This is a genomic window from Comamonas sp. JUb58 (assembly GCF_004364775.1).
Taxonomy (GTDB): domain Bacteria; phylum Pseudomonadota; class Gammaproteobacteria; order Burkholderiales; family Burkholderiaceae_C; genus Comamonas.
The window spans coordinates 33405-52455 of sequence record NZ_SOAL01000017.1 but is presented as its reverse complement, the minus strand read 5'-3'; the positions used below and the strand labels follow the sequence as shown (position 1 = coordinate 52455).

Sequence of the window (19051 nt, the reverse complement as noted above, 5' to 3'; positions counted from 1 at the left end):
TGATCGGGAACAATGAAACCCAAGCTCTCACCTGCCCAGCGCACCATGCTGCACAACGCCGTCAGCGGCCGGCCCCTGTTGCTCGGGCTGACCCGCAACAGCTTTAGCCACCGCACGCACAGCACAGTGCAGGCCCTGCACCGTGCCGGAATGCTGCAAGGCACCGACCACCAACCAACAGCCGCAGGGCTGGCCTACTTCAAGACCAACTAGGCCAAACCCAACCAAGCAAACGCCCGCTCATAGCGGGCGTTGTTATTTCCAGACAAAGTTATCACCATGACCACACCCACCGTCAACATCGTCGGCGCCTCGGAAATCCTGATGGTTCACCCTCAGACAGTGCGCGACCTCATCAATGCCGGCAAGCTGCCGGCCGCCAAAGTCGGCTCGGCCTATGTGCTGCTGACCAAGCATGTGCTGGACTATGCCGAAAAGGCCATCATGGCGCAGACTGCGGACCGGATCCGCACGCCACGCAAACCCCGCTCACCAAAGCGCATCGGCAAGGTCGGTGCCCCGCAAGTTGGCGTAGCGCATTAACATGCGCTGCGATTTATGCCCGGTGATCTTCATAATCTGCGTATCGTTGAGTTTCGTGCGCTCAAATAATCGGCTTGTGGCTTCATGCCGCAAGTCGTGGAATCGCAGGCCAGGGCATTGGGCCTGTTCAAAAATATCGGTAAATTCACTCGACAGCTTGTCAGACACCGCGTTCAAGCTGCTCTCCCTCCCATCCCACCACGGGAAAATTTGCGCACCAGGTGCAAGCGTTCCAACCTCATCGAGGTACGCTTGCAGCTCCCCTCGCGCCACACTAGACAACGGCACTTGACGCTTGCTGCCGTTCTTCGTCTTCTCCAAAAAAACCGTCTTCCTTCCCAAGTCCACCTGCTCGACAGTCAAGGTGAACATTTCTCTCAGCCGCATCGCGGTTTCAACAGCCAGGACAAACAGGCAGCGATAGGCGACCTTTGGCTTCAACGCAAAGGGTCTTTGCGCGCGGTCAAGAAAGCCCTTTTCGATCTTGGCCATCACCAACTCATATTCACCGCGCTCAAGCCGGCGGTCGCGCTCAATGTCTTCGCGCTTCACCCCGGCGATGGCACTATCTGCGCTGGTGTACTGGGCATAGCCATCCGGGAGCGAGCGCAACGCGTGGTCCGGCATGGTCAAAAATCCTTTGCGCATGCCCCAATCGGTGCACCTGGCCAAAGCGCCTACCTTTGCTCGGATGGTCGCCGGTGCCAACTTCTCAATGCGCTTCATTTCCGTAATCCAGGCATCTACCCATGCAGCGTTGATGTCCGTCAACGGCATTTGACCGTGTTTTTCCAGGATGGTGCCGAAGCAGCCTCGGTCCTTTGGTGATGGGTGCGCGTCTCGCTCGTACTCGCGCACAAGCTCGGCGATGTTCAATACCCGGTCCGAAGTCTGGTGCTCGGCCGGCACGATCCCACGGGACAGCAGTGCATCGAGGCGGGCCGCATGGATGTCGCCCTCCTCCTCCGTGTTGAACGTCAGATAGATCGGCTTATCCAGCACTCCCTTTTTCTTGAATGTGTACTGCCAAGTCCCGTTCGGAAACTGCTTCTTTCCTGCCATACCTGTGTGCCAATCTGCTCAATCTAATGGCCGCGAGTCTACGCCTAGGCAAGTTGGTAAGCAATCAAAATCGGCTGGTATGGGCTGATCTGGGCTGACCCTTTGGAGGGTGTTTACGCAAAGAAAAAACCCCTTAGATCACTCTAAGGGGTTGATTTTCTTGGTTATTCTTTGGTGGGTGCTGACGGGGTCGAACCGCCGACCTACGCCTTGTAAGGGCGCCGCTCTACCAACTGAGCTAAGCACCCCACCTGATAACCGAAATTAGTTCAATGCATCTTTCAATGCTTTGCCTGGACGGAACTTAGGCACCTTGGCTGCCTTGATCTTGATCGCAGCGCCGGTACGTGGGTTACGGCCGGTACGCGCAGCGCGCTTACCAACAGCGAAGGTACCAAAACCTACCAGAGAGACTGTACCACCTTTTTTCAAGGTTTTCTTCACTGCGTCAATGGTGGACTCCAGCGCACGAGCCGCAGCAGCCTTGGAGATATCAGCATTGTTAGCAATGTGCTCAATGAGTTCAGTTTTATTCACAAGCAGCCTCTATTAATCAAGAGAGTTAAGGAAGTGTATGTTTCATCCCATTATGAGCAGTTTGTACGCCGTACAACTGTCACAGATTCAAAAACAACACCACTGGCACGAAATTTTCATCTCGACCCCAGCGCCTCTGGAATGAGATGAATTCTAGACGGAATTTCTGGGTACTCAGGCAAAAAATCACTTTTTTTCGCTGACCAGCGCCCGGTTTGCCTTGCAAAAGCCAAGCATCACGGGCCCTGTAGCCTGAATTCCTTGTGCAGGCGAGATGCAGTCTACGCCCAAACCTCTGGCGGTCGACTAAGAATCAACCCTAGCCCGGATCTCCGGCAAAGCCTTTTGCAGGTAGTAAACCATCGACCAGACGGTAAGCACCGCTGCGCCCCAGATCAGCCAGGTGCCCCAGACACCGGTATCGATGCCAGCCACCTTGCCGTCGTAGAGCAAAAAGGGGATGGCCACCATCTGCACGGTGGTCTTGAGCTTGCCCACCATGTGCACGGCCACACTCTTGCTGGCGCCAATGCGCGCCATCCATTCACGCAGGGCCGAGATGGCGATCTCGCGGCCAATGATGATAAGCGCGACAAACACATCGGCACGCTGCAGATAGACCAGGATCAGCAGTGAAGCGCAGACCAGGAACTTATCGGCCACCGGATCCAGAAAGGCGCCGAAGGACGAGGTCTGGTTGAGCTTGCGTGCCAAAAAGCCGTCGAGCCAATCGGTGAACGCGAACACCACAAACATGACGGTGGCCCACAGGTTCTTGGTGGCCATATCAAGAGGCGAGTAATACACGCCGATGATGAGCGGGATCGCGACAATGCGCGTCCAGGTCATGATGGTGGGGATCGTGAAGAACATGCGGCTATTGTGGCACGCTACGGTGCAAATTCAGTGAACGATATGGCGTTTAGCACCGATGGCAGGCCAGCCTGTGCAAGCTGTTGCCAAGCCGCACAGGCCGCCCATCAATGCAGGGCCTTGTAGATGTCCTCAGCCAGGGCTGCCGAGATGCCATCCACCGTCATCAGGTCATCGACACCGGCTTCCTCCACCCCACGCACGCCACCAAAGCGCTGCAGCAGGCGCGCGCGCTTCTTGGGGCCCACACCGGGGATGTCTTCCAGGCGGCTGCCGCCCACCCGCACCTTGGCACGCGCGGCGCGCATGCCGGTGATTGCAAAGCGGTGCGCCTCGTCGCGGATCTGCGCCACCAGCATCAGCGCGGCCGAGTCGCGGCCCAGATAGACCTTGTCGCGCCCGTCGCAGAACACCAGTTCTTCCAAGCCCACCTTGCGGCCCTCGCCTTTCTCGACACCGACGATGCGCGACAGGTCCAGACCCAGCTCGGTAAACACCTCGCGTGCCACGCCGACCTGGCCCTTGCCGCCATCGATCAGCACGATGTCGGGCAAGCGGGCAGCGCCCTTGCCCAGTTCGGCACCGCCGGCGTCGCGTTGGGCCTCGGCCACCTTGCTGTAGCGGCGCGTCAGCACCTGGCGCATGGCGGCATAGTCGTCGCCGCCGGTGATGCCCTCGATCTTGTAGCGCCGGTATTCGCTGCTTTGCATCTTGTGGTGGTGGAACACCACGCAAGAGGCCTGGGTGTTCTCACCCGATGTGTGCGAGATGTCAAAACACTCGATGGTCAGCTGGTCGATATCGTCCTGCGGCAAATCCAGTGCTTCGACCAAGGCACGCGTGCGGGCCTGCTGCGAGCCCTCTTCGGCCAGCAAGCGGGCCAGCTGCAGCTGGGCATTCTTTTGCGCCATCTCCAGCCAGACCCGGCGTTCCTCGCGCGGCTGCGACACCGCCGCAATGCGCGTGCCGGTCTGCTGGGACAAGGCCTCCAGCAGCGCGGGCTCCAGCGCCACGCTGACCACCAGCACCGGCGGCGGTGCCACCTGCAGATAGTGTTGGGCCACAAAGGCCTCCAGCACGCGCTGCTCCACGGTCTTGGCGGGCGGGGCCACACGCGTCTGGCCGCCCGCCTGGTCCTCGGCTTCTTCGGCCTCTTCCATGCTGGCGATGGCAGCACTGTCCTCGACATGCACCGGAAAATAGGCGCGGTCACCCAGATGCCGGCCGCCGCGCACCATGGCCAGGTTCACGCAGGCCTTGCCGCCCTGCACCTGCACCGCGAGCATGTCCACATCGCGGTCGTCGATGGTCTCGATGCTCTGCTGGTGCAGCATGCTGGCCAGCGCCTTGATCTGGTTGCGGATGTCGGCCGCCTGCTCAAACTCCAGCTTGTCCGAGTGCGCCATCATGCGCGCCTCCAGCGTCTTGAGCAGGGTGTCGGTCTCGCCGCGCAGCATGGCTTCGGCATGGGCCACATCGGCGGCATAGTCCTCGGGGCTGATGTGGTCCACGCAGGGGGCACTGCAGCGCTTGATTTGGTACAGCAGGCAAGGCCGGGTGCGGTTGCTGAAGATGCTGTCCTCGCAGGTGCGCAGGCGGAACACCTTTTGCAGCAGCAGGATGGTCTCTTTGACTGCCCAGGCATTCGGGTAGGGTCCGAAATAGCGCTGGCGCTTGTCGGTCGCACCCCGGTAGTAGGCAACGCGCGGATAGCACTGGCTGGGGGGCGTGCGCATGTCGCCATCGTGGATGGCCATGCCCGTGATCTTCAGGTAGGGATAGCTCTTGTCATCCCGAAAAAGAATGTTGTATTTCGGGTGCTGGGTCTTGATGAGGTTATTTTCCAGCAGCAGCGCTTCGGCCTCGGAGCGCACCACCGTGGTCTCCATGCGCACAATCTTGCCCACCATGTGACCGATGCGCGTGCCGCCATGGTCCTTCTGGAAATAGCTCGATACCCGGCGCTTGAGGTTGATGGCCTTGCCCACATACAACAGGGCATCGCTGGCGTCGAAATAGCGGTAGACCCCGGGCATGGCTGGCAAGCCAGCCACCTGGGCAAGAAGTTCGGGAGAGTGCACGTGGGTGGGCATGGCGCTATTGTCTTATGCCCTGGCCCGGCCCGCAGCGAACAGGCCCTTCAGCCGTGCGCGCTCACTGCACAATGCCGCGCTCACGCAGCGCCGCAATCTGCGCGGCGCTCAGGCCCAGGCCCTGCAGCACCGCATCGGTGTCATCGCCCAGATGGGGCGCGCTGCTGCGGATCGTGCCCGGCGTGACGGACAGCTTGGGCACGATGCCCGGCACCTCCACCGTGTGGCCATCGCGCGTGGTCTGCGGCAGGATCATCTGGCGCGCCCGGTAGTGCGGGTCTTCGCTGATGTCCTTGGCGGTGTACACCTTGCCAGCCGGCACCCGTGCGGCCGCCAAGGCGTCCATCACCTGCGCAATGGCGCGCGGCTGCGTCCAGGCGCTGATGGCTGCATCGATCTCTTCAATGCGTGCCACCCGGCCCGCATTGCTGGCCAGGTCAGGGGCCTGGCCCAGGTCCGTCCGGCCAATGGTGTCCATCAGCCGCTTGAAGATGCTGTCGCCATTGCCGGCCACCAGCACCCAGCCATCCTGGCAGGCATAGGCGTTCGACGGCGCAATGCCCGGCAGGGCGCTGCCCGCCGCCTCGCGCACCGTGCCGAAGGCGCTGTACTCGGGGATCAGGCTTTCCATCACATTGAAGACCGCCTCATGCAAGGCCACATCGATCACCTGGCCGCTGCCGCCATTCACCTTGCGGTGGTAGAGCGCCATCATCACGCCGATGACGCCATGCAACGCCGCCAAGGTGTCGCCAATCGACACACCCACGCGCACGGGCACCCGCCCGGGCTCGGCCGTCAGGTGGCGCAGGCCGCCCATGGCCTCGCCAATCACGCCAAAACCTGGCAGATCGCGGTAGGGGCCGGTTTGCCCGTAGCCGGAGATGCGCAGCATCACCAGGCCCGGGTTGATCGCATGCAGCTCCTCGGGCGACATGCCCCAGCCCTCCAGCGTGCCGGGGCGGAAGTTCTCCACCAGCACATCGGCCTCGGCAATCAGCTGGCGGGCAATGTCCTGCGCCTCTTTTTGGCGCAAATCCAGCGCCAGTGATTGCTTGTTGCGCGACTGCACCTGCCACCAGACGGAGGTGCCATCCTGCAGCAGGCGCCAGTTGCGCAGCGGGTCGCCCGCGCCCGTCGCCTCGATCTTCACGACCTCGGCGCCAAACTCACCCAGGGTCTTGCCGCAAAAGGGGCCGGCAATCAGCTGGCCCATCTCGACCACCTTGACGCCTTGCAAAGCCATGGGCCCGGGGGTTGCAGTGTGGGGGTGCATGTCTGTCTCCATCATTTATCGACTGAGGGCTATTGTGGCCCAGGCGGCAGCGCCTGGGATCCTCTGCATAACCCTCGTCAAGTGGAATGGGCGCGGATCGGGATGAGCCGCAAGGCGTCTTTTGCAGTCAATAGCGGGCTATTGACAAGGAAGACAACGCAGCGGATCGCCCAAGCCCGCGTTCAGACCACGACAGGGAGTTGTGCAGAGGATCCCACAACAGTGACGCCCGGGACTGCACTATCATCGCCCCGTCATGCCCAACGCTCCCACCCCGCCCTCCGCCACGCCCATTCCATTGCCACAGGTCTGGGACATCTTTTGCCAGGTGATCGACAACTTTGGCGACATCGGCGTGTGCTGGCGCCTGGCCGCCGACCTGGCCCAGCGCGGCTGCCAGGTGCGCCTGTGGGTGGACGATGGCAGCGCACTGGCCTGGATGGCGCCGCAGGGCGCAGCCGGCGTAACGGTGCGGCCCTGGCCCGATGCGGTGCCGGCCAGCGGCGTTGCCGATGTGGTGCTGGAGGCCTTTGGCTGCGAGATTCCGTCCGCCTTCCAGCAGGCGCTGGCGGCGCGTGCGCAGTCGACAACACAGCGGCCCAGCGTCTGGATCAACCTGGAATACCTGTCTGCCGAAGACTATGTGGAGCGCTGCCACCGCCTGCCTTCACGGCTGATGAGCGGCCCCGCCGCCGGCCTTACGCGCTGGTTCTTCTACCCCGGCTTCAGCGCCGGCACCGGCGGCCTGCTGCGCGAGGCTGACCTGGCCCAGCGCCAGGCAGGTTTTGACCGCAGCGCCTGGCGCGCCCGGCATGGCCTGCAAGATGCTGACCTGGTGTTTTCGCTGTTCTGCTATGAGCCGCCCGCTTTTTTGCAGGCTTTTGCCAGCGCTGGCACGGCCACGCAATGGCTGGTCACCCCCGGCCGCGCTACGGCGCTGGTGCAGCAGCAACTGCCGCAGCCCCTGCCCCGCCAGGTGCAGCTGCTGCAGCCCTGCAGCCAGCCAGAATTCGACGACATGCTCTGGTCCTGCGACCTCAACTTTGTGCGTGGCGAAGACTCGCTGGTGCGGGCGCTGTGGGCGGGCCAGCCCTTTGTCTGGCAGATCTACCCGCAGGACGACAACGCCCACCATGCCAAGCTGGAGGCCTTTCTGGACTGGCTGGACGCGCCGGGCAGCCTGCGCCAAGCCCATGCCGCCTGGAATGGCATCCCAGGCCCCGATGGCAGCCCCCCGGCCTGGCCTGCCACCACAGCCGCTGTGCTGGCGCAATGGGCGCAGTGCGTGCAGGCGGCGCGCAACAGTCTGCAGAGCCAGCCCAGCCTTGCCGAGCAGCTGATGGCATTTGTAGACGAAAAATGTTAGAATCGGAGTCTTTGCGCTTATCCGCGCACCCAGCGCCGCCAGGCAGCCGGGTTTGATGGATGCGCACAACGCCGCGGAACATGCTACGGCGCAGCACAGCCCGTCCAACGACACTTGCGCGCCGCCCGTAGAAGTTTGAGCGGCCCAACACAGGCACCTATTGCTATGAAAATCGCTCAAGAAATCCGCGCTGGTAACGTGATCATGTTCGGTAAGGACCCGATGATCGTTCTGAAGACCGAATACGCACGTGGCGGCCGTGGCGCTGCAACCGTGCGCATGAAGCTCAAGAGCCTGATCGGCAACTTCGGCACGGAAAACGTGTTCAAGGCCGACGACAAGATCGACAACGTGATCCTGGAAAAGAAGGACTGCACGTACTCCTACTTTGCAGACCCCATGTACGTCTGGATGGACCCTGAGTTCAACCAGTACGAAGTGGAAGCCGAAAACATGGCTGACGCCCTGAACTACCTCGAAGACGGCATGACCGCTGAAGTGGTATTCTATGACGGCAAGGCCATCTCGGTCGAACTGCCCACCACCATCGTGCGCGAAATCACCTGGACCGAGCCAGCCGTCAAGGGCGACACCTCCGGCAAGGTGCTCAAGCCTGCCAAGATCGCTACCGGTTTTGAAATCGCCGTGCCACTGTTTGTGAGCCAGGAAGACAAGATCGAAATCGACACCCGCACTGCTGAATACCGCAAGCGCGTGTAATGCCTGGGCCAACAGGCCCTCGCCAAAATAACCTCCATGCCCCGCGCTGGAGGTTTTTTTTCGCCCCTGCGTCGCTCCCTAGACGATCTGGAGCCAGCTGCAACAGGCCATCTGCAGCTCTACGCATCCAGATACATATTTTTACCCATTAAAAATAGCCAAATATTTTAGCCCCGGTAAAATGACTGGCTTAGCAAGAACAAAGAAAGAACAAGTGGCCATGACGACCGAGACATTGACCAGCCGGCTGACTATTTTCCAGGGCCACCAGCGCCTGCTCCAAGCCGACCGCCTGACGGTGCTGCGCTACCTGCAAAACCATGATGAACTGCACCCCGGCGGCAGCCTCACGCCTTTGTGGGTGTTTGATGACCTCTCCGGCCTGCGCCTGGATTTGAACTGGCGCTCGGAACTGGCACCGGCCCTGCAGCCTGCAGCCCTGCTGGATGATGCAGCCCCTGCAACCGCTGCCCCAGCTGCGGCAGCCGTTGAAGCAACTCCCCACAGCCGCACTGCACGTGCCGTAGGCCGCCCCAAGCTGGGCGTGGTCTCGCGTGAGGTGACCTTGCTGCCCCGCCACTGGGACTGGCTCAACCGCCAGCCCGGTGGCGCCTCTGCCGCCTTGCGCCGCCTGATCGACGACGCCCGCAATGCCCATGCGCAGCAGGATTCGCAGCGCGCCGCAACCGAGGCCACCTACCAGTTCATGCAGGCCATGGCCGGCGATCTGCCCGGTTTTGACGAAGCCTGCCGCGCGCTGTTTGCCCACAAGCAGTCGGCGTTCCTGCTGCAGACCCAGGCCTGGCCTGACGATGTACAAGCGTATCTGCACCAGCTCAGCCGCCCCATCTGGCCGGTTTGAGCACCTACCCGCACCCTCCGATTTCTCACCTTCCCATGTCCTCGTCCATCCCTTCACCCCAGGCCGTGCCGCCCGCCCCGCCTGTGCGCCCCTTGTGGCAAGTCTTCATGGTGTTTCTGGGCCCCATGCTGCTGTCCAACATCCTGCAGTCACTCTCGGGCACGCTCAACAGCATGTTCCTGGGCCAGATGATGGGGGTCAAGGCCCTCGCTGCCGTCGCGGCCTTCTTCCCGGTCATGTTTGTCTTTATCGCCTTTGTCATCGGCCTGGGGGCTGGCGCCTCGGTGTTGATTGGCCAGGCCTGGGGCGCGGGCCAACCCGACAAGGTGCGCGCCATCGCCGGCACCACCTTGCTGACCGGGCTGGCCATGGGCGCCGCCGTGGCGCTGTTTGGCGGACTGTTTACCCAACCCATCATGCGCATGCTGGGCACGCCGGCCGACATTCTGGAACAGGCCACCATCTACTCGCGCATCGTGCTGCTGGGCATGCCGGGGCTGTTCATCTTTTTGCTGTTTACCTCGCTGCTGCGCGGTGTGGGCGACACGCTCACGCCCATGTGGTCGCTGATCGTGTCCACCGGCATCGGCCTGGTCAGCACGCCGGCGCTGATCTCCGGCTGGGGCGGCCTGCCGCGCCTGGGCGTGGCCAGCGCCGGGGTATCGATGATTCTGGGCTTTAGCGTAGCCCTTGTCTGGCTGGCCATACAGCTGCGCCGCAAGCGCAGTGTGCTGGCACCCAACCGGGCGCTGCTGCGCGCCATGCGCCTGGACTGGACTTTGCTGCGCGCCGTGCTGCGCGTGGGCATCCCCACCGGTGTGCTGATGATTGCCACCTCGCTGGCCGGCCTCGTCGTGCTGTCGCTGATCAATGGCTTTGGCTCGGATGCCACCGCAGCCTACGGCGCCGTCAACCAGATCAATGCCTTTGCGCAGTTTCCGCTGATCTCGGTCGCCATCACCGCGTCCATCCTGGCCGCCCAATCGATTGGCGCCGGCCGCAGCGAGCGCCTGCCCGCCATTGCCCGCACCGCCATGCAGATCAACATGGCCATCGGTGGCGCCACGGCCTTGCTGGGCAGCATTTTTGCGCGGCCCCTGCTCTCCATCTTTATCACCGATCAGGAGGTGCTGCATGTGGCCGTGGAGCTGCTGCGCATTGTGCTGTGGAGCGGCCTGCTGTTTGGCGCCTTTGCCTCGCTTGCAGCGCTGATGCGTGCCAGTGGCGATGTGCTGATCCCCACCGTCATCACCATTGGCGTGATCGCCACCTTGGAGCTGCCGCTGGCCTGGCTGTTCAGCCGCCACTTTGGTCTGGTGGGCATCTGGATGGCCTTCCCCGTCTCCTACGGCATCACCCTGGCGCTGCAGACCTGGTACTACCAGGCTGTCTGGAAAAAGCGCCCCATCCGCAAGATGGTCTAGGCCCCGCTGGATAGCTTGCCGGGGCCATGAATACCCTTGCCGGCTTGGCGCCCCAGGTGACAAGCCCGCTAAAAGCTGAAATCATGGCCCGTTGCTCCCCATTTGCCCCTTTGCCCGCTTCACCGTTTTGCCCTTTATGCCCAATCCCCAGAACTACCGCGTGCCCGTCAAGGGCGCAGTCCATCTGAAAGACTACGACCCGGCCGCCACGCCATTCGCACACGGTACCGTCAAGGCCCAGGAAAAAGACCTGAAGATGCTCAACAAGCAGCTGGCCCAGCTGATGCGGCCGCTGCAGGGCGAGAACAAGCGCTCGGTGCTGCTGGTGCTGCAAGGCATGGACACCAGTGGCAAGGATGGCACCGTGCGCGGTGTCTTCAAGACCACGGGTCCGCAGGGCCTGCGCATGGCCACCTTCAAAAGCCCGAGCAAGGAAGAGCTCTCGCACGACTACCTCTGGCGCTGCCACGCAGTAGCGCCCGCCAAGGGCGAAATCGGCATCTGGAACCGCAGCCACTACGAAGATGTGCTGGTGCCCCTGGTCAACGGCTGGATCACGCGCCAGGTCGCCAAGCAGCGCTATGCGCAAATCAACGACTTTGAGCGCCTGCTGGCCGAGAACGGCACCACCGTCCTCAAATGCATGCTGCACATCAGCAAGGACGAGCAGCGCACGCGGCTGCAGGAGCGCATCGATGTGCCGGAAAAACGCTGGAAGTTCAGCCTCGATGACCTGACGGTGCGCAAGCAGTGGGACGCCTACCAGCAAGCCTATGAAGACCTGCTGGAAGCCACATCCACCGCCCATGCGCCCTGGTATGTGGTGCCGGCCGACAACAAGCTGCACCGCAACCTAATGGTCAATACCCTGCTCAACCACTGCCTGCTGGATATGCAACCGCAGTACCCGGTGGACTATCCGGAGCTCGTGGGTCTGCAGGTGGAATAAGCACAAGCACCCACAGCGCAACGACCAAGCAAAAGGGGCCTGCTGCAACAGCAAGGCCCCTTTGCTTTATTGGCGATCCAGTGTTTAAACCGGCACGCCCACCAGGTCATGGCCCTGGCTGCGCACAATGCGCACCTTGATCAGCTCGCCCACCTTGTAGGTCTTGCTGAGCTTCTCGGGCGGCAGCAGGTGCACGACACCGTCGATCTCGGGCGCATCGGCATAGGTACGGGCAATGCCGCCCTTCTTGCCCAGGCCGATGGCCTTGTCGACCAGCACCTGCATGGTCTGGCCCACACGGCGCTCCAGGCGCTTGGCGGAGACCTCTTCGGCCACTTCCATAAAGCGGGCACGGCGCGCCTCGCGCACTTCGGGTGGCAGCATGCCGGGCAGCTCATTGGCGGTAGCGCCTTCCACGGGGCTATAGGCAAAGCAGCCTGCGCGATCAATCTCGGCCTCGCGGATAAAGTCCAGCAGGTGCTCGAACTCTTCTTCGGTCTCGCCAGGGAAACCGGCAATAAAGGTCGAACGGATCACCAACTCGGGGCAGATCGCACGCCATTCGCGGATGCGCTCCAGATTGCGCTCGCCGCTGGCCGGTCGCTTCATGCGCTTGAGCACATCGGGGTGGCTGTGCTGCAAGGGCACATCCAGGTAAGGCAGCACCAGGCCTTGGGCCATCAGCGGCAAAATCGCATCCACCGTCGGGTAGGGGTAGACATAGTGCAGGCGCACCCAGGCGCCGTGCGGCTTGGCCAGCTCGCCCAGCGCTTCCACCAGCTCCAGCATGCGCGTCTTCACCGGCTTGCCGTCCCAGAAACCGGTGCGGTATTTCACATCCACGCCATAGGCGGAGGTGTCCTGGCTGATCACCAGCAGCTCCTTGACGCCGCCGGCAAACAGCGCCTTGGCTTCCTTGAGCACATCACCAATCGGGCGGCTGACCAGGTCACCGCGCATCGAGGGGATGATGCAGAAGGTGCAGCGGTGGTTGCAGCCTTCGGAAATCTTCAAATAGGCATAGTGCTTGGGCGTGAGCTTGATGCCCGCCTCGCCAAAGCTGCCAGGCACCAGGTCGATGAAGGGGTCATGCGGCTTGGGCAGGTTGGTGTGGACCGCGTCCATCACCTCTTGCGTGGCGTGGGGGCCCGTCACCGCCAGCACGCTGGGGTGCATCTGCTTGACCATATTGCCGCCGTCGGCACCCGTCTTGGCACCCAGGCAACCGGTCACGATCACCTTGCCGTTCTCGGCCAAGGCCTCGCCAATCGTGTCCAGGCTTTCGCGCACGGCATCGTCAATAAAGCCGCAGGTGTTGACGATCACCAGATCGGCACCTTCAAAAGTCTTGGAGGTCTGGTACCCCTCGGCGCTCAACTGCGTCAGGATCAGCTCGCTGTCGGTAAGGGCTTTGGGGCAGCCCAAACTGACGAACCCCACCTTGGGGGTTCGGTTGGCGTCGAGCGTCGCAGTGGCAGCGTGGGTATCGGTATTCATTTTTCTTGCAGGGGAACCTGGCAACTAATCTGGGCGGTATTTTAAAGCAGGCGCCCTGACAGGCTCCGCCCCTGGGGTATAGACCCGCAGGCGGGGGCCTGGAGGACCTGCATTCGGGTGGGAGATAGGCGGAAAAGCGTGGGGAAGGCTTCAGCGCCAGCGCAGAAAACAACACAAGCTGTCCACAGCGGGCCGGTTTGTGTTGCGGCGACTGCCAAGGCCGCCAACGCCCCCTTCGCCTCAGGGTTGCTCAATGCGCAGCGCATGGGCTTCCGTCTCGGTGGGCAGCTCCCAGCGGTTCAGCAGCGACAGCAGCGCCTTGTTGGACAGGGTCGAGTCCCGGCGGCTGTTACGCCGCAGCAACTCGGCACGGGGTTGCTCCAGGTAGACCAACTCCACTTCGGCACCATAGGCGAACAGCAGATCGAGCGTGCGCGTTCGCATCTGCAGACTCAGATGCGTGGCGCTCCAGACAAAAGGCGCCTTCTTGCGGAGCAGTTCCCGGGCCTTGTCATGGGCAAAGTGCGCAGCAGCGCCCTCGTTCTCGCCATGCTTCAGGTCCAGCGCTTCTCTTGCATCGTCAAAAGACACCACGGGCAAGCCGCGCCGGTGCTGCGCCAGCCAGCTGTCCTTTCCCGACGCGGGCAGGCCACACATCACGGTCACGCGCGATCCAGGTTCCTGAAAGAGCGCATAGTCCGGGTGGACGTCCGCGCCCCGGAAGTAGCTCAACCTGGTGTGGGCATCCGCAAAGTGCCGAGGACTCCCGTAGCAACGCTCTTCCCGCGCCAGTTCCCGAAAGAGCTCGATGTTGTCCAGCACCGCCTGCTGGTCCACACAGACACGTCCGCGCATATCCGCTTCGGCCAGAGCCGCCAAGTGGACCAGATTCACCTGCCAGGATCCCTCTCGCACAATGTGCTCCGGCGTCTTGCCAGAACGAGAGCCGGCCAACGCGAAAAATGGCACTTGGTGCACGGCAATCAGGCGGCAGACCGCTTCCCGCAGGTCCAGTGGCGCACCAGCATCCCAGAGCAACACACGGGCCTCCACCGCTCCTTTGCGGGAATGGCCAGGCTGGCCGATGGCCCCGGTCTGTGGGTCGATGACTGTGGTCCGGTATTTTGCGACATCGTGCAGCAAAGCCGCGAGGAACAAAACCGTGCGGTCAGGCGGGCTGGCCTGCAGGTAGTCCGGCAGCGCCAGCAGCTCGCGCACCACCATTTGGGTATGCGTCCAGACATCCCCTTCAGCATGGAAACGGGGGTCCTGCACCGTCGTCTTGGCCCGCTCCAGCACGGGGAAGGCCGCAAGACAGGCCTCAAAATCCGGGGCGGCGCCCGGCGCAGGCACCAGGCCCGCAATCGTTGACCAGTTCATACACAATCCATTCCGGAAAAGCTTCTTCCCCATGCTCGGCCAGCGCCATTCGACCTGGCAGCCCGCTTGTCTCTTGCCAAAGCTTTCAATGCATCCAGCGAGCGAATGGTTCGCAAGGACAGGTCCTCCCAGCGGACCGAAGGCTGCGGCGCATAGAGGTCCACGCCTGGCGCCAGGCCATTGGCAATCATGGGCCGCTGGCTGTGGTGTGAGCCGCTGTCCAGAATCGTCTGGAGAAAGTCGTGCCGGACGAACTTGTAGCGCGCCACCACCTGGCCATCCGCTTCTACCTTCAGGTACAGGCCTTCTGCCAGGTCCGAGTTATTCGTCTGTTGCCAGCACAGCTGGGGCGGTAGGCCCTCTCGTTGGACGACAAGGTCAAACGACTGGCGCCAGGCGCGGCTCTTGGCCAGGGAGGGCTGCACCAGCGCCCACAGCAAGGCAGGGTCCGTAGGCATCGGACCTTCATACAGCACCGGCACGGACAGCAGCGGTGAGCCCTGCAGCAAGGCATGGCGGCGCGGGGTCGATAGAAATTGACCCGTCTCCCGGTCCAACATGTCGAACTCATGGAAGTGGTGCGGCAACTGGTCGTAGAAAACCGAGTGCTTGGCATAGGTCCACTCCCCATAGACGACAAAGCGGTCCTCCAAGCGTTCGAGCAAGGCCGCTTCGTGGGCAGCGGCCCAGACTTTGAAGAGATTGAACTGGCGCTCGCTGCCACCGCCCACCAGGTAGTGGCCTCGGGATTGCAGCAGCTGCTCGCCGGCGCCGCTAAAGGAAATGCCGGCGTTGGCGCCATCGAGTTTTTCCTCAATGACGACGTGTTGGCCAGCCAGGGCTTTGAGGGGCACCTGGTCACTGGCATCGTCGCCCGCTTGCAGGCGCGATCCTTCCAGGTGCGGCGTGCGCGGGTATTTGAATATCGAAAGGGTGTGGGGATTCATGTTCGTTGCAGCGAGAAGCGTCTCGCTGTCCAGCAGGACAGGGAAAGCCAACGAACGTGAGGCGCAGGTCGACCGCTCTTGCCCAGAAAAGGAAAGAGGTCGTCGCGCAGGGGAAGCGGGGGATTCAGCGCTCCCGCGGCCTCATGGCAGGCGTAGGAAGCTCGGAGCCAGTACCGCAGCCAGCTGTGGCGCAGACTTGCGCCGCACGAGGCTGCAAATGCAGTCGTCGGCGATTAGCAGGTGACGAACAGGCGGGACATGAGGGGCTCCGAAAAAGGCAGGAAGATGAAAAGAGCTGGGTTTATAGCACGTGCAGTCGCCGCGTTCAAGACATGGCCGCATGCTGCGTTGCCGTCTGGCGTCAGCCCAGCCAGGGCGCGGCATGCAGACCAACAGGCCAAGAACGCGCAAGATGGCCTGGCCCCTGCAGCGGGCACCAAGCCATTCCCTGCATCAAGGCCGCTTGATCCCAAAAGCCGTCAGCATCTGCTCCGTCTGCTTTTGCATCTGTTCCTGCATTTGCTGGAAGAACTGCTGCGACTGGGCCTGGTAGTTGCCCGCATCGGGCATGCCTGGCACGCCGGGCATCGGCATGCCCAGGAAGTTGCGCCACATCTCGGGCGTGGCACCCTTCATCTGGTCGGCAAAGCGGCCTTGCATCTCCGTGAACAGCTGCACATTGCGCTCCAGGTAGGAGCCCATGAAGCCCTGCATCGCATGGCCGTAGAAGCGGATGATGTTGACCAGCATGGCCTCGGTGAACATCGGTGCGCCGCCCGCCTCCTCATCCAGAATGATCTGGAGCAGAATGCTGCGCGTCAGGTCCTCGCCGGTCTTGGCGTCCTTGACGACGATAGGCTCGTTTTGCATGACCAGGGCCTTGACCTCGGCCAGGGTGATGTAGGCAGAGGTCTGGGTGTCGTACAGACGGCGGTTGGGGTACTTCTTGACGACGCGCTCGGACGCGGTGGCAGTTCCTGGGGTGTTTTCCGGCACGCGGATCTCCTGTGTCTCTCGCCAACGGCGGGCGTTATGGGAATACCGTCCATCCTAGTCTCTGGGACGGCGGTTTTTACCTCTAAGGCAATTTTTAGATTGTAGTGACGGCGGAGGCCTGTTGCGCTGCAGCACTTACCCTAAGATGCGCCCGCCCGGCCCTTGAGCCAACTGCCAAAGGCCTGCAGCGCGGGCTGAGCGGGCATGGGTTCGGTCGCCTGCGGGGTCATCCAGTAATAGGCGCGGCTTCCTTTCAAAGGCTGCTCGCAGGCAACCACCAGCTCGCCCCGGGCCAGCTCATCCTCGATCAGCATCGGCGGGATCAGCGCCACGCCCATGCCGGCGGCAGCGGCCACGGCCAGCATCGAGAACAGCTCATAGCGCGGGCCATCGAGCGCATGGGGGGCCGGCACGCCAGCGGCGTCAAACCATTTGCGCCAGCCATCGGGCCGGGTGCTTTGCTGCAGCAGTGGCAGCTGGGCCAGCACCTGGGGCGATACGGTCAGGTAGGCGCGGCCGCGCCCGCGCTGGGTGGCGCCCTCCAGCAGGCGTGGGCTGCAGACCGGCACGATCAGCTCGTCCATCAACCAGGTGGCCTGCGTGCCCGGCCACTGGCGCGCCTGTTCGGCCGTGCCGGCATAGATGGCGGCATCGACCAGGCGCTCGGCAAAGGCAAAGGGCCGGGTCTGCACATCGATATGCACCACCACCCCCGGGTGCTGCTGCAAGAACTGCGGCAGGCGCGGCAGCAGCCAGCGGGTGGCAAAGGTGGGCACCGCCGCAATGCTGATGGCGCCGCCGGCGCCCTGGTGGGCCATGATGTCCAAGGTGCCACGCTCAATGCCCTGCAGCCACTGCGCCACCTGCTGGCTGTACTGGTGGCCTGCAGGCGTCAGCACCATGCCGTGGCGCGAGCGCTTGAACAGCTGCACGCCCAGTTGCTCTTCCAGCGCAATGATCTGGCGCGAGACGGCGCTTTGCGTCAGCGCCAGTTCCTGGGCGGCGCGGGTATAGCTTTCGTGGCGGGCGGCGGCCTCAAAACAGGCCAGCGCCTGGGTGGAAGGAATCATTCGACGCATATCTTGTCTCCGAGGTGACGCATCCAATCGCCTAGCTATTCTCTAGGACTGCACAGGACAAACGTCTTTATAAATGCGTAGTTCGCATATCTGGATGATAAACAATCGTTTGCCGCCCTGCGACCGCAGGCCTACCATGGCGGCTGTTTTGGCAGGCCCGCGCTTCTGCGCCCGGCCCCGCCTTCCGATACGCGAACACCGATCCAAGGAGCAGACATGGCGCAATTCACCTGGGAAGATCCCTTCCACCTCGACGAGCAACTGACCGAAGACGAGCGCATGATCCGCGACGCGGCCCGTGCCTACTGCCGCGACAAGCTGGCACCGCGCGTGCAGGAAATGTTCCGCAAGGAATCGGTGGACACCAGCATCTTCCGTGAGATGGGCGAGCTGGGCCTGCTGGGCCCCACCATCCCGACCGAATACGGTGGCGCTGGTCTCAACTATGTGAGCTACGGTCTGGTGGCGCGCGAGATCGAATACATCGACTCGGGCTACCGCTCGATGGCCTCGGTGCAGTCCTCGCTGGTGATGGTGCCGATCAACGAGTTCGGCACCGAAGCGCAAAAGCAAAAGTACCTGCCCAAGCTGGCATCGGGCGAGTTCATCGGCTGCTTTGGCCTGACCGAGCCTGACCACGGCTCCGACCCTGGCAGCATGGCCACCCGCGCCTACAAGGTGGACGGCGGCTACAAGCTCAAGGGCAGCAAGATGTGGATCACCAACAGCCCCATCGCCGATGTATTCGTGGTCTGGGCCAAGGAAGTCTCCGAAGGCGGTGCCGTCGGCCAGATCCGTGGCTTTGTGCTGGAAAAGGGCATGAAGGGCCTGTCGGCTCCTGCGATCCACGGCAAGGTGGGCCTGCGTGCCTCGATCACCGGCGAAATCGTCATGGACGATGTGTTTGTGCCCGAAGAAAACGCCTTCCCCGAAGTGCGTGGCTTGAAGGGCCCCTTCACCTGCCTGAACAGCGCCCGCTTTGGCATTGCCTGGGGTGCGATGGGTGCGGCCGAGTTCTGCTGGCACACCGCCCGCCAGTACACGATGGACCGCAAGCAGTTTGGCCGCCCGCTGGCCGCCAACCAGCTGATCCAGAAAAAGCTGGCCGACATGCAGACCGAAATCACCCTGGGCCTGCAAGCCGCACTGCGCGTGGGCCGCATGAAGGACGAGCACCAGAACGTGATCGAGATCACCTCGCTGATCAAGCGCAACAACTGCGGCAAGTCGCTGGACATTGCCCGCCTGGCCCGCGACATGATGGGCGGCAACGGCATCAGCGACGAGTTCGGTGTGGCCCGCCACCTGGTCAACCTGGAAGTGGTGAACACCTACGAAGGCACGCACGATGTGCACGCGCTGATCCTGGGCCGCGCCCAGACCGGCATCGCCGCGTTCGCCAACTAAGAACGGCCTGAGCCCCCTTGCATGCAGCCCCGCTGCATGC

General features: G+C 62.7%; 18 protein-coding genes and 1 tRNA gene. 8 read left to right on the top strand and 11 right to left on the bottom strand.

Annotated features, from left to right (window positions below):
- The first annotated feature begins 12 nt into the window (after positions 1 to 12).
- Together EDF71_RS18015 and EDF71_RS18010 are read left to right on the top strand one after the other, a co-directional pair.
- Complete coding sequence (locus tag EDF71_RS18015) at positions 13 to 213, top strand: hypothetical protein (protein ID WP_133857940.1); 201 nt, start codon at positions 13 to 15, stop codon at positions 211 to 213.
- Between the two features lie 66 nt (positions 214 to 279).
- The gene (locus tag EDF71_RS18010; protein ID WP_133857939.1) at positions 280 to 543 is read left to right on the top strand and encodes a helix-turn-helix domain-containing protein; all 264 of its coding nucleotides are present in this window, start codon (positions 280 to 282) and stop codon (positions 541 to 543) included.
- Here EDF71_RS18010 and EDF71_RS18005 read toward each other — a convergent pair.
- The 6 genes from EDF71_RS18005 to EDF71_RS17980 all read right to left on the bottom strand — a co-directional run bounded on the left by EDF71_RS18005 (position 490) and on the right by EDF71_RS17980 (position 6384).
- Positions 490 to 1605 carry a site-specific integrase gene (locus tag EDF71_RS18005; RefSeq protein WP_133857938.1) on the bottom strand — a complete coding sequence of 372 codons (1116 nt, stop codon included), beginning with the start codon at positions 1603 to 1605 and terminating at the stop codon, positions 490 to 492. The two genes, EDF71_RS18010 and EDF71_RS18005, sit on opposite strands and share 54 nt — an antisense overlap.
- Before the next feature lie 172 nt (positions 1606 to 1777).
- Positions 1778 to 1853: transfer RNA gene (locus EDF71_RS18000), tRNA-Val, on the bottom strand.
- A gap of 16 nt (positions 1854 to 1869) precedes the next feature.
- On the bottom strand, positions 1870 to 2142 hold the full coding sequence (locus EDF71_RS17995; RefSeq protein WP_021026954.1) for an HU family DNA-binding protein: 273 nt from the start codon (positions 2140 to 2142) through the stop codon (positions 1870 to 1872).
- A 306-nt stretch (positions 2143 to 2448) separates the two neighbouring features.
- Complete coding sequence (pgsA, locus tag EDF71_RS17990) at positions 2449 to 3015, bottom strand: CDP-diacylglycerol--glycerol-3-phosphate 3-phosphatidyltransferase (protein WP_021026955.1); 567 nt, start codon at positions 3013 to 3015, stop codon at positions 2449 to 2451.
- 107 nt (positions 3016 to 3122) lie between these two features.
- Positions 3123 to 5108 (bottom strand): excinuclease ABC subunit UvrC, encoded by a 1986-nt coding sequence (uvrC, locus tag EDF71_RS17985; protein WP_133857937.1) that lies wholly within the window; start codon positions 5106 to 5108, stop codon positions 3123 to 3125.
- 61 nt (positions 5109 to 5169) lie between these two features.
- The gene (locus EDF71_RS17980) at positions 5170 to 6384 is read right to left on the bottom strand and encodes a CaiB/BaiF CoA-transferase family protein (RefSeq protein ID WP_208301082.1); all 1215 of its coding nucleotides are present in this window, start codon (positions 6382 to 6384) and stop codon (positions 5170 to 5172) included.
- Positions 6385 to 6640: 256 nt separating this feature from the next.
- Between EDF71_RS17980 and earP the strand changes: the two genes are divergently transcribed.
- The 5 genes from earP to EDF71_RS17955 all read left to right on the top strand — a co-directional run bounded on the left by earP (position 6641) and on the right by EDF71_RS17955 (position 11705).
- A complete protein-coding gene (gene earP, locus EDF71_RS17975; RefSeq protein WP_133857935.1) occupies positions 6641 to 7750 on the top strand; it encodes an elongation factor P maturation arginine rhamnosyltransferase EarP in 1110 nt (369 codons plus the stop codon).
- A gap of 165 nt (positions 7751 to 7915) precedes the next feature.
- Positions 7916 to 8470, top strand: coding sequence for an elongation factor P (efp, locus tag EDF71_RS17970; RefSeq protein WP_021026959.1), 555 nt, complete (start codon positions 7916 to 7918; stop codon positions 8468 to 8470).
- Positions 8471 to 8690: 220 nt separating this feature from the next.
- Positions 8691 to 9332 carry a DUF2239 family protein gene (locus tag EDF71_RS17965; protein ID WP_133857934.1) on the top strand — a complete coding sequence of 214 codons (642 nt, stop codon included), beginning with the start codon at positions 8691 to 8693 and terminating at the stop codon, positions 9330 to 9332.
- 35 nt (positions 9333 to 9367) lie between these two features.
- Complete coding sequence (locus EDF71_RS17960) at positions 9368 to 10756, top strand: MATE family efflux transporter (protein WP_133857933.1); 1389 nt, start codon at positions 9368 to 9370, stop codon at positions 10754 to 10756.
- A gap of 136 nt (positions 10757 to 10892) precedes the next feature.
- Positions 10893 to 11705: a PPK2 family polyphosphate kinase gene (locus EDF71_RS17955; RefSeq protein ID WP_133857932.1), complete on the top strand. Its 813-nt coding sequence runs from the start codon at positions 10893 to 10895 to the stop codon at positions 11703 to 11705.
- A gap of 84 nt (positions 11706 to 11789) precedes the next feature.
- Here the strand turns inward: EDF71_RS17955 and rimO are convergent, their stop codons facing one another.
- The 5 genes from rimO to EDF71_RS17930 all read right to left on the bottom strand — a co-directional run bounded on the left by rimO (position 11790) and on the right by EDF71_RS17930 (position 17604).
- Positions 11790 to 13202: a 30S ribosomal protein S12 methylthiotransferase RimO gene (gene rimO, locus EDF71_RS17950; protein ID WP_133857931.1), complete on the bottom strand. Its 1413-nt coding sequence runs from the start codon at positions 13200 to 13202 to the stop codon at positions 11790 to 11792.
- Positions 13203 to 13442: 240 nt separating this feature from the next.
- Positions 13443 to 14582 (bottom strand): AAA family ATPase, encoded by a 1140-nt coding sequence (locus EDF71_RS17945; protein ID WP_133857930.1) that lies wholly within the window; start codon positions 14580 to 14582, stop codon positions 13443 to 13445.
- Positions 14579 to 15529 (bottom strand): RNA ligase family protein, encoded by a 951-nt coding sequence (locus EDF71_RS17940; protein ID WP_133857929.1) that lies wholly within the window; start codon positions 15527 to 15529, stop codon positions 14579 to 14581. Before EDF71_RS17940 ends, EDF71_RS17945 begins: the two co-directional genes overlap by 4 nt.
- Positions 15530 to 15982: 453 nt before the next feature.
- A complete protein-coding gene (phaR, locus tag EDF71_RS17935) occupies positions 15983 to 16525 on the bottom strand; it encodes a polyhydroxyalkanoate synthesis repressor PhaR (protein WP_133857928.1) in 543 nt (180 codons plus the stop codon).
- 140 nt (positions 16526 to 16665) lie between these two features.
- Positions 16666 to 17604 (bottom strand): LysR substrate-binding domain-containing protein, encoded by a 939-nt coding sequence (locus tag EDF71_RS17930; RefSeq protein WP_133857927.1) that lies wholly within the window; start codon positions 17602 to 17604, stop codon positions 16666 to 16668.
- 216 nt (positions 17605 to 17820) lie between these two features.
- Between EDF71_RS17930 and EDF71_RS17925 the strand changes: the two genes are divergently transcribed.
- On the top strand, positions 17821 to 19011 hold the full coding sequence (locus EDF71_RS17925) for an acyl-CoA dehydrogenase (protein ID WP_021026966.1): 1191 nt from the start codon (positions 17821 to 17823) through the stop codon (positions 19009 to 19011).
- Positions 19012 to 19051: the final 40 nt, after the last annotated feature.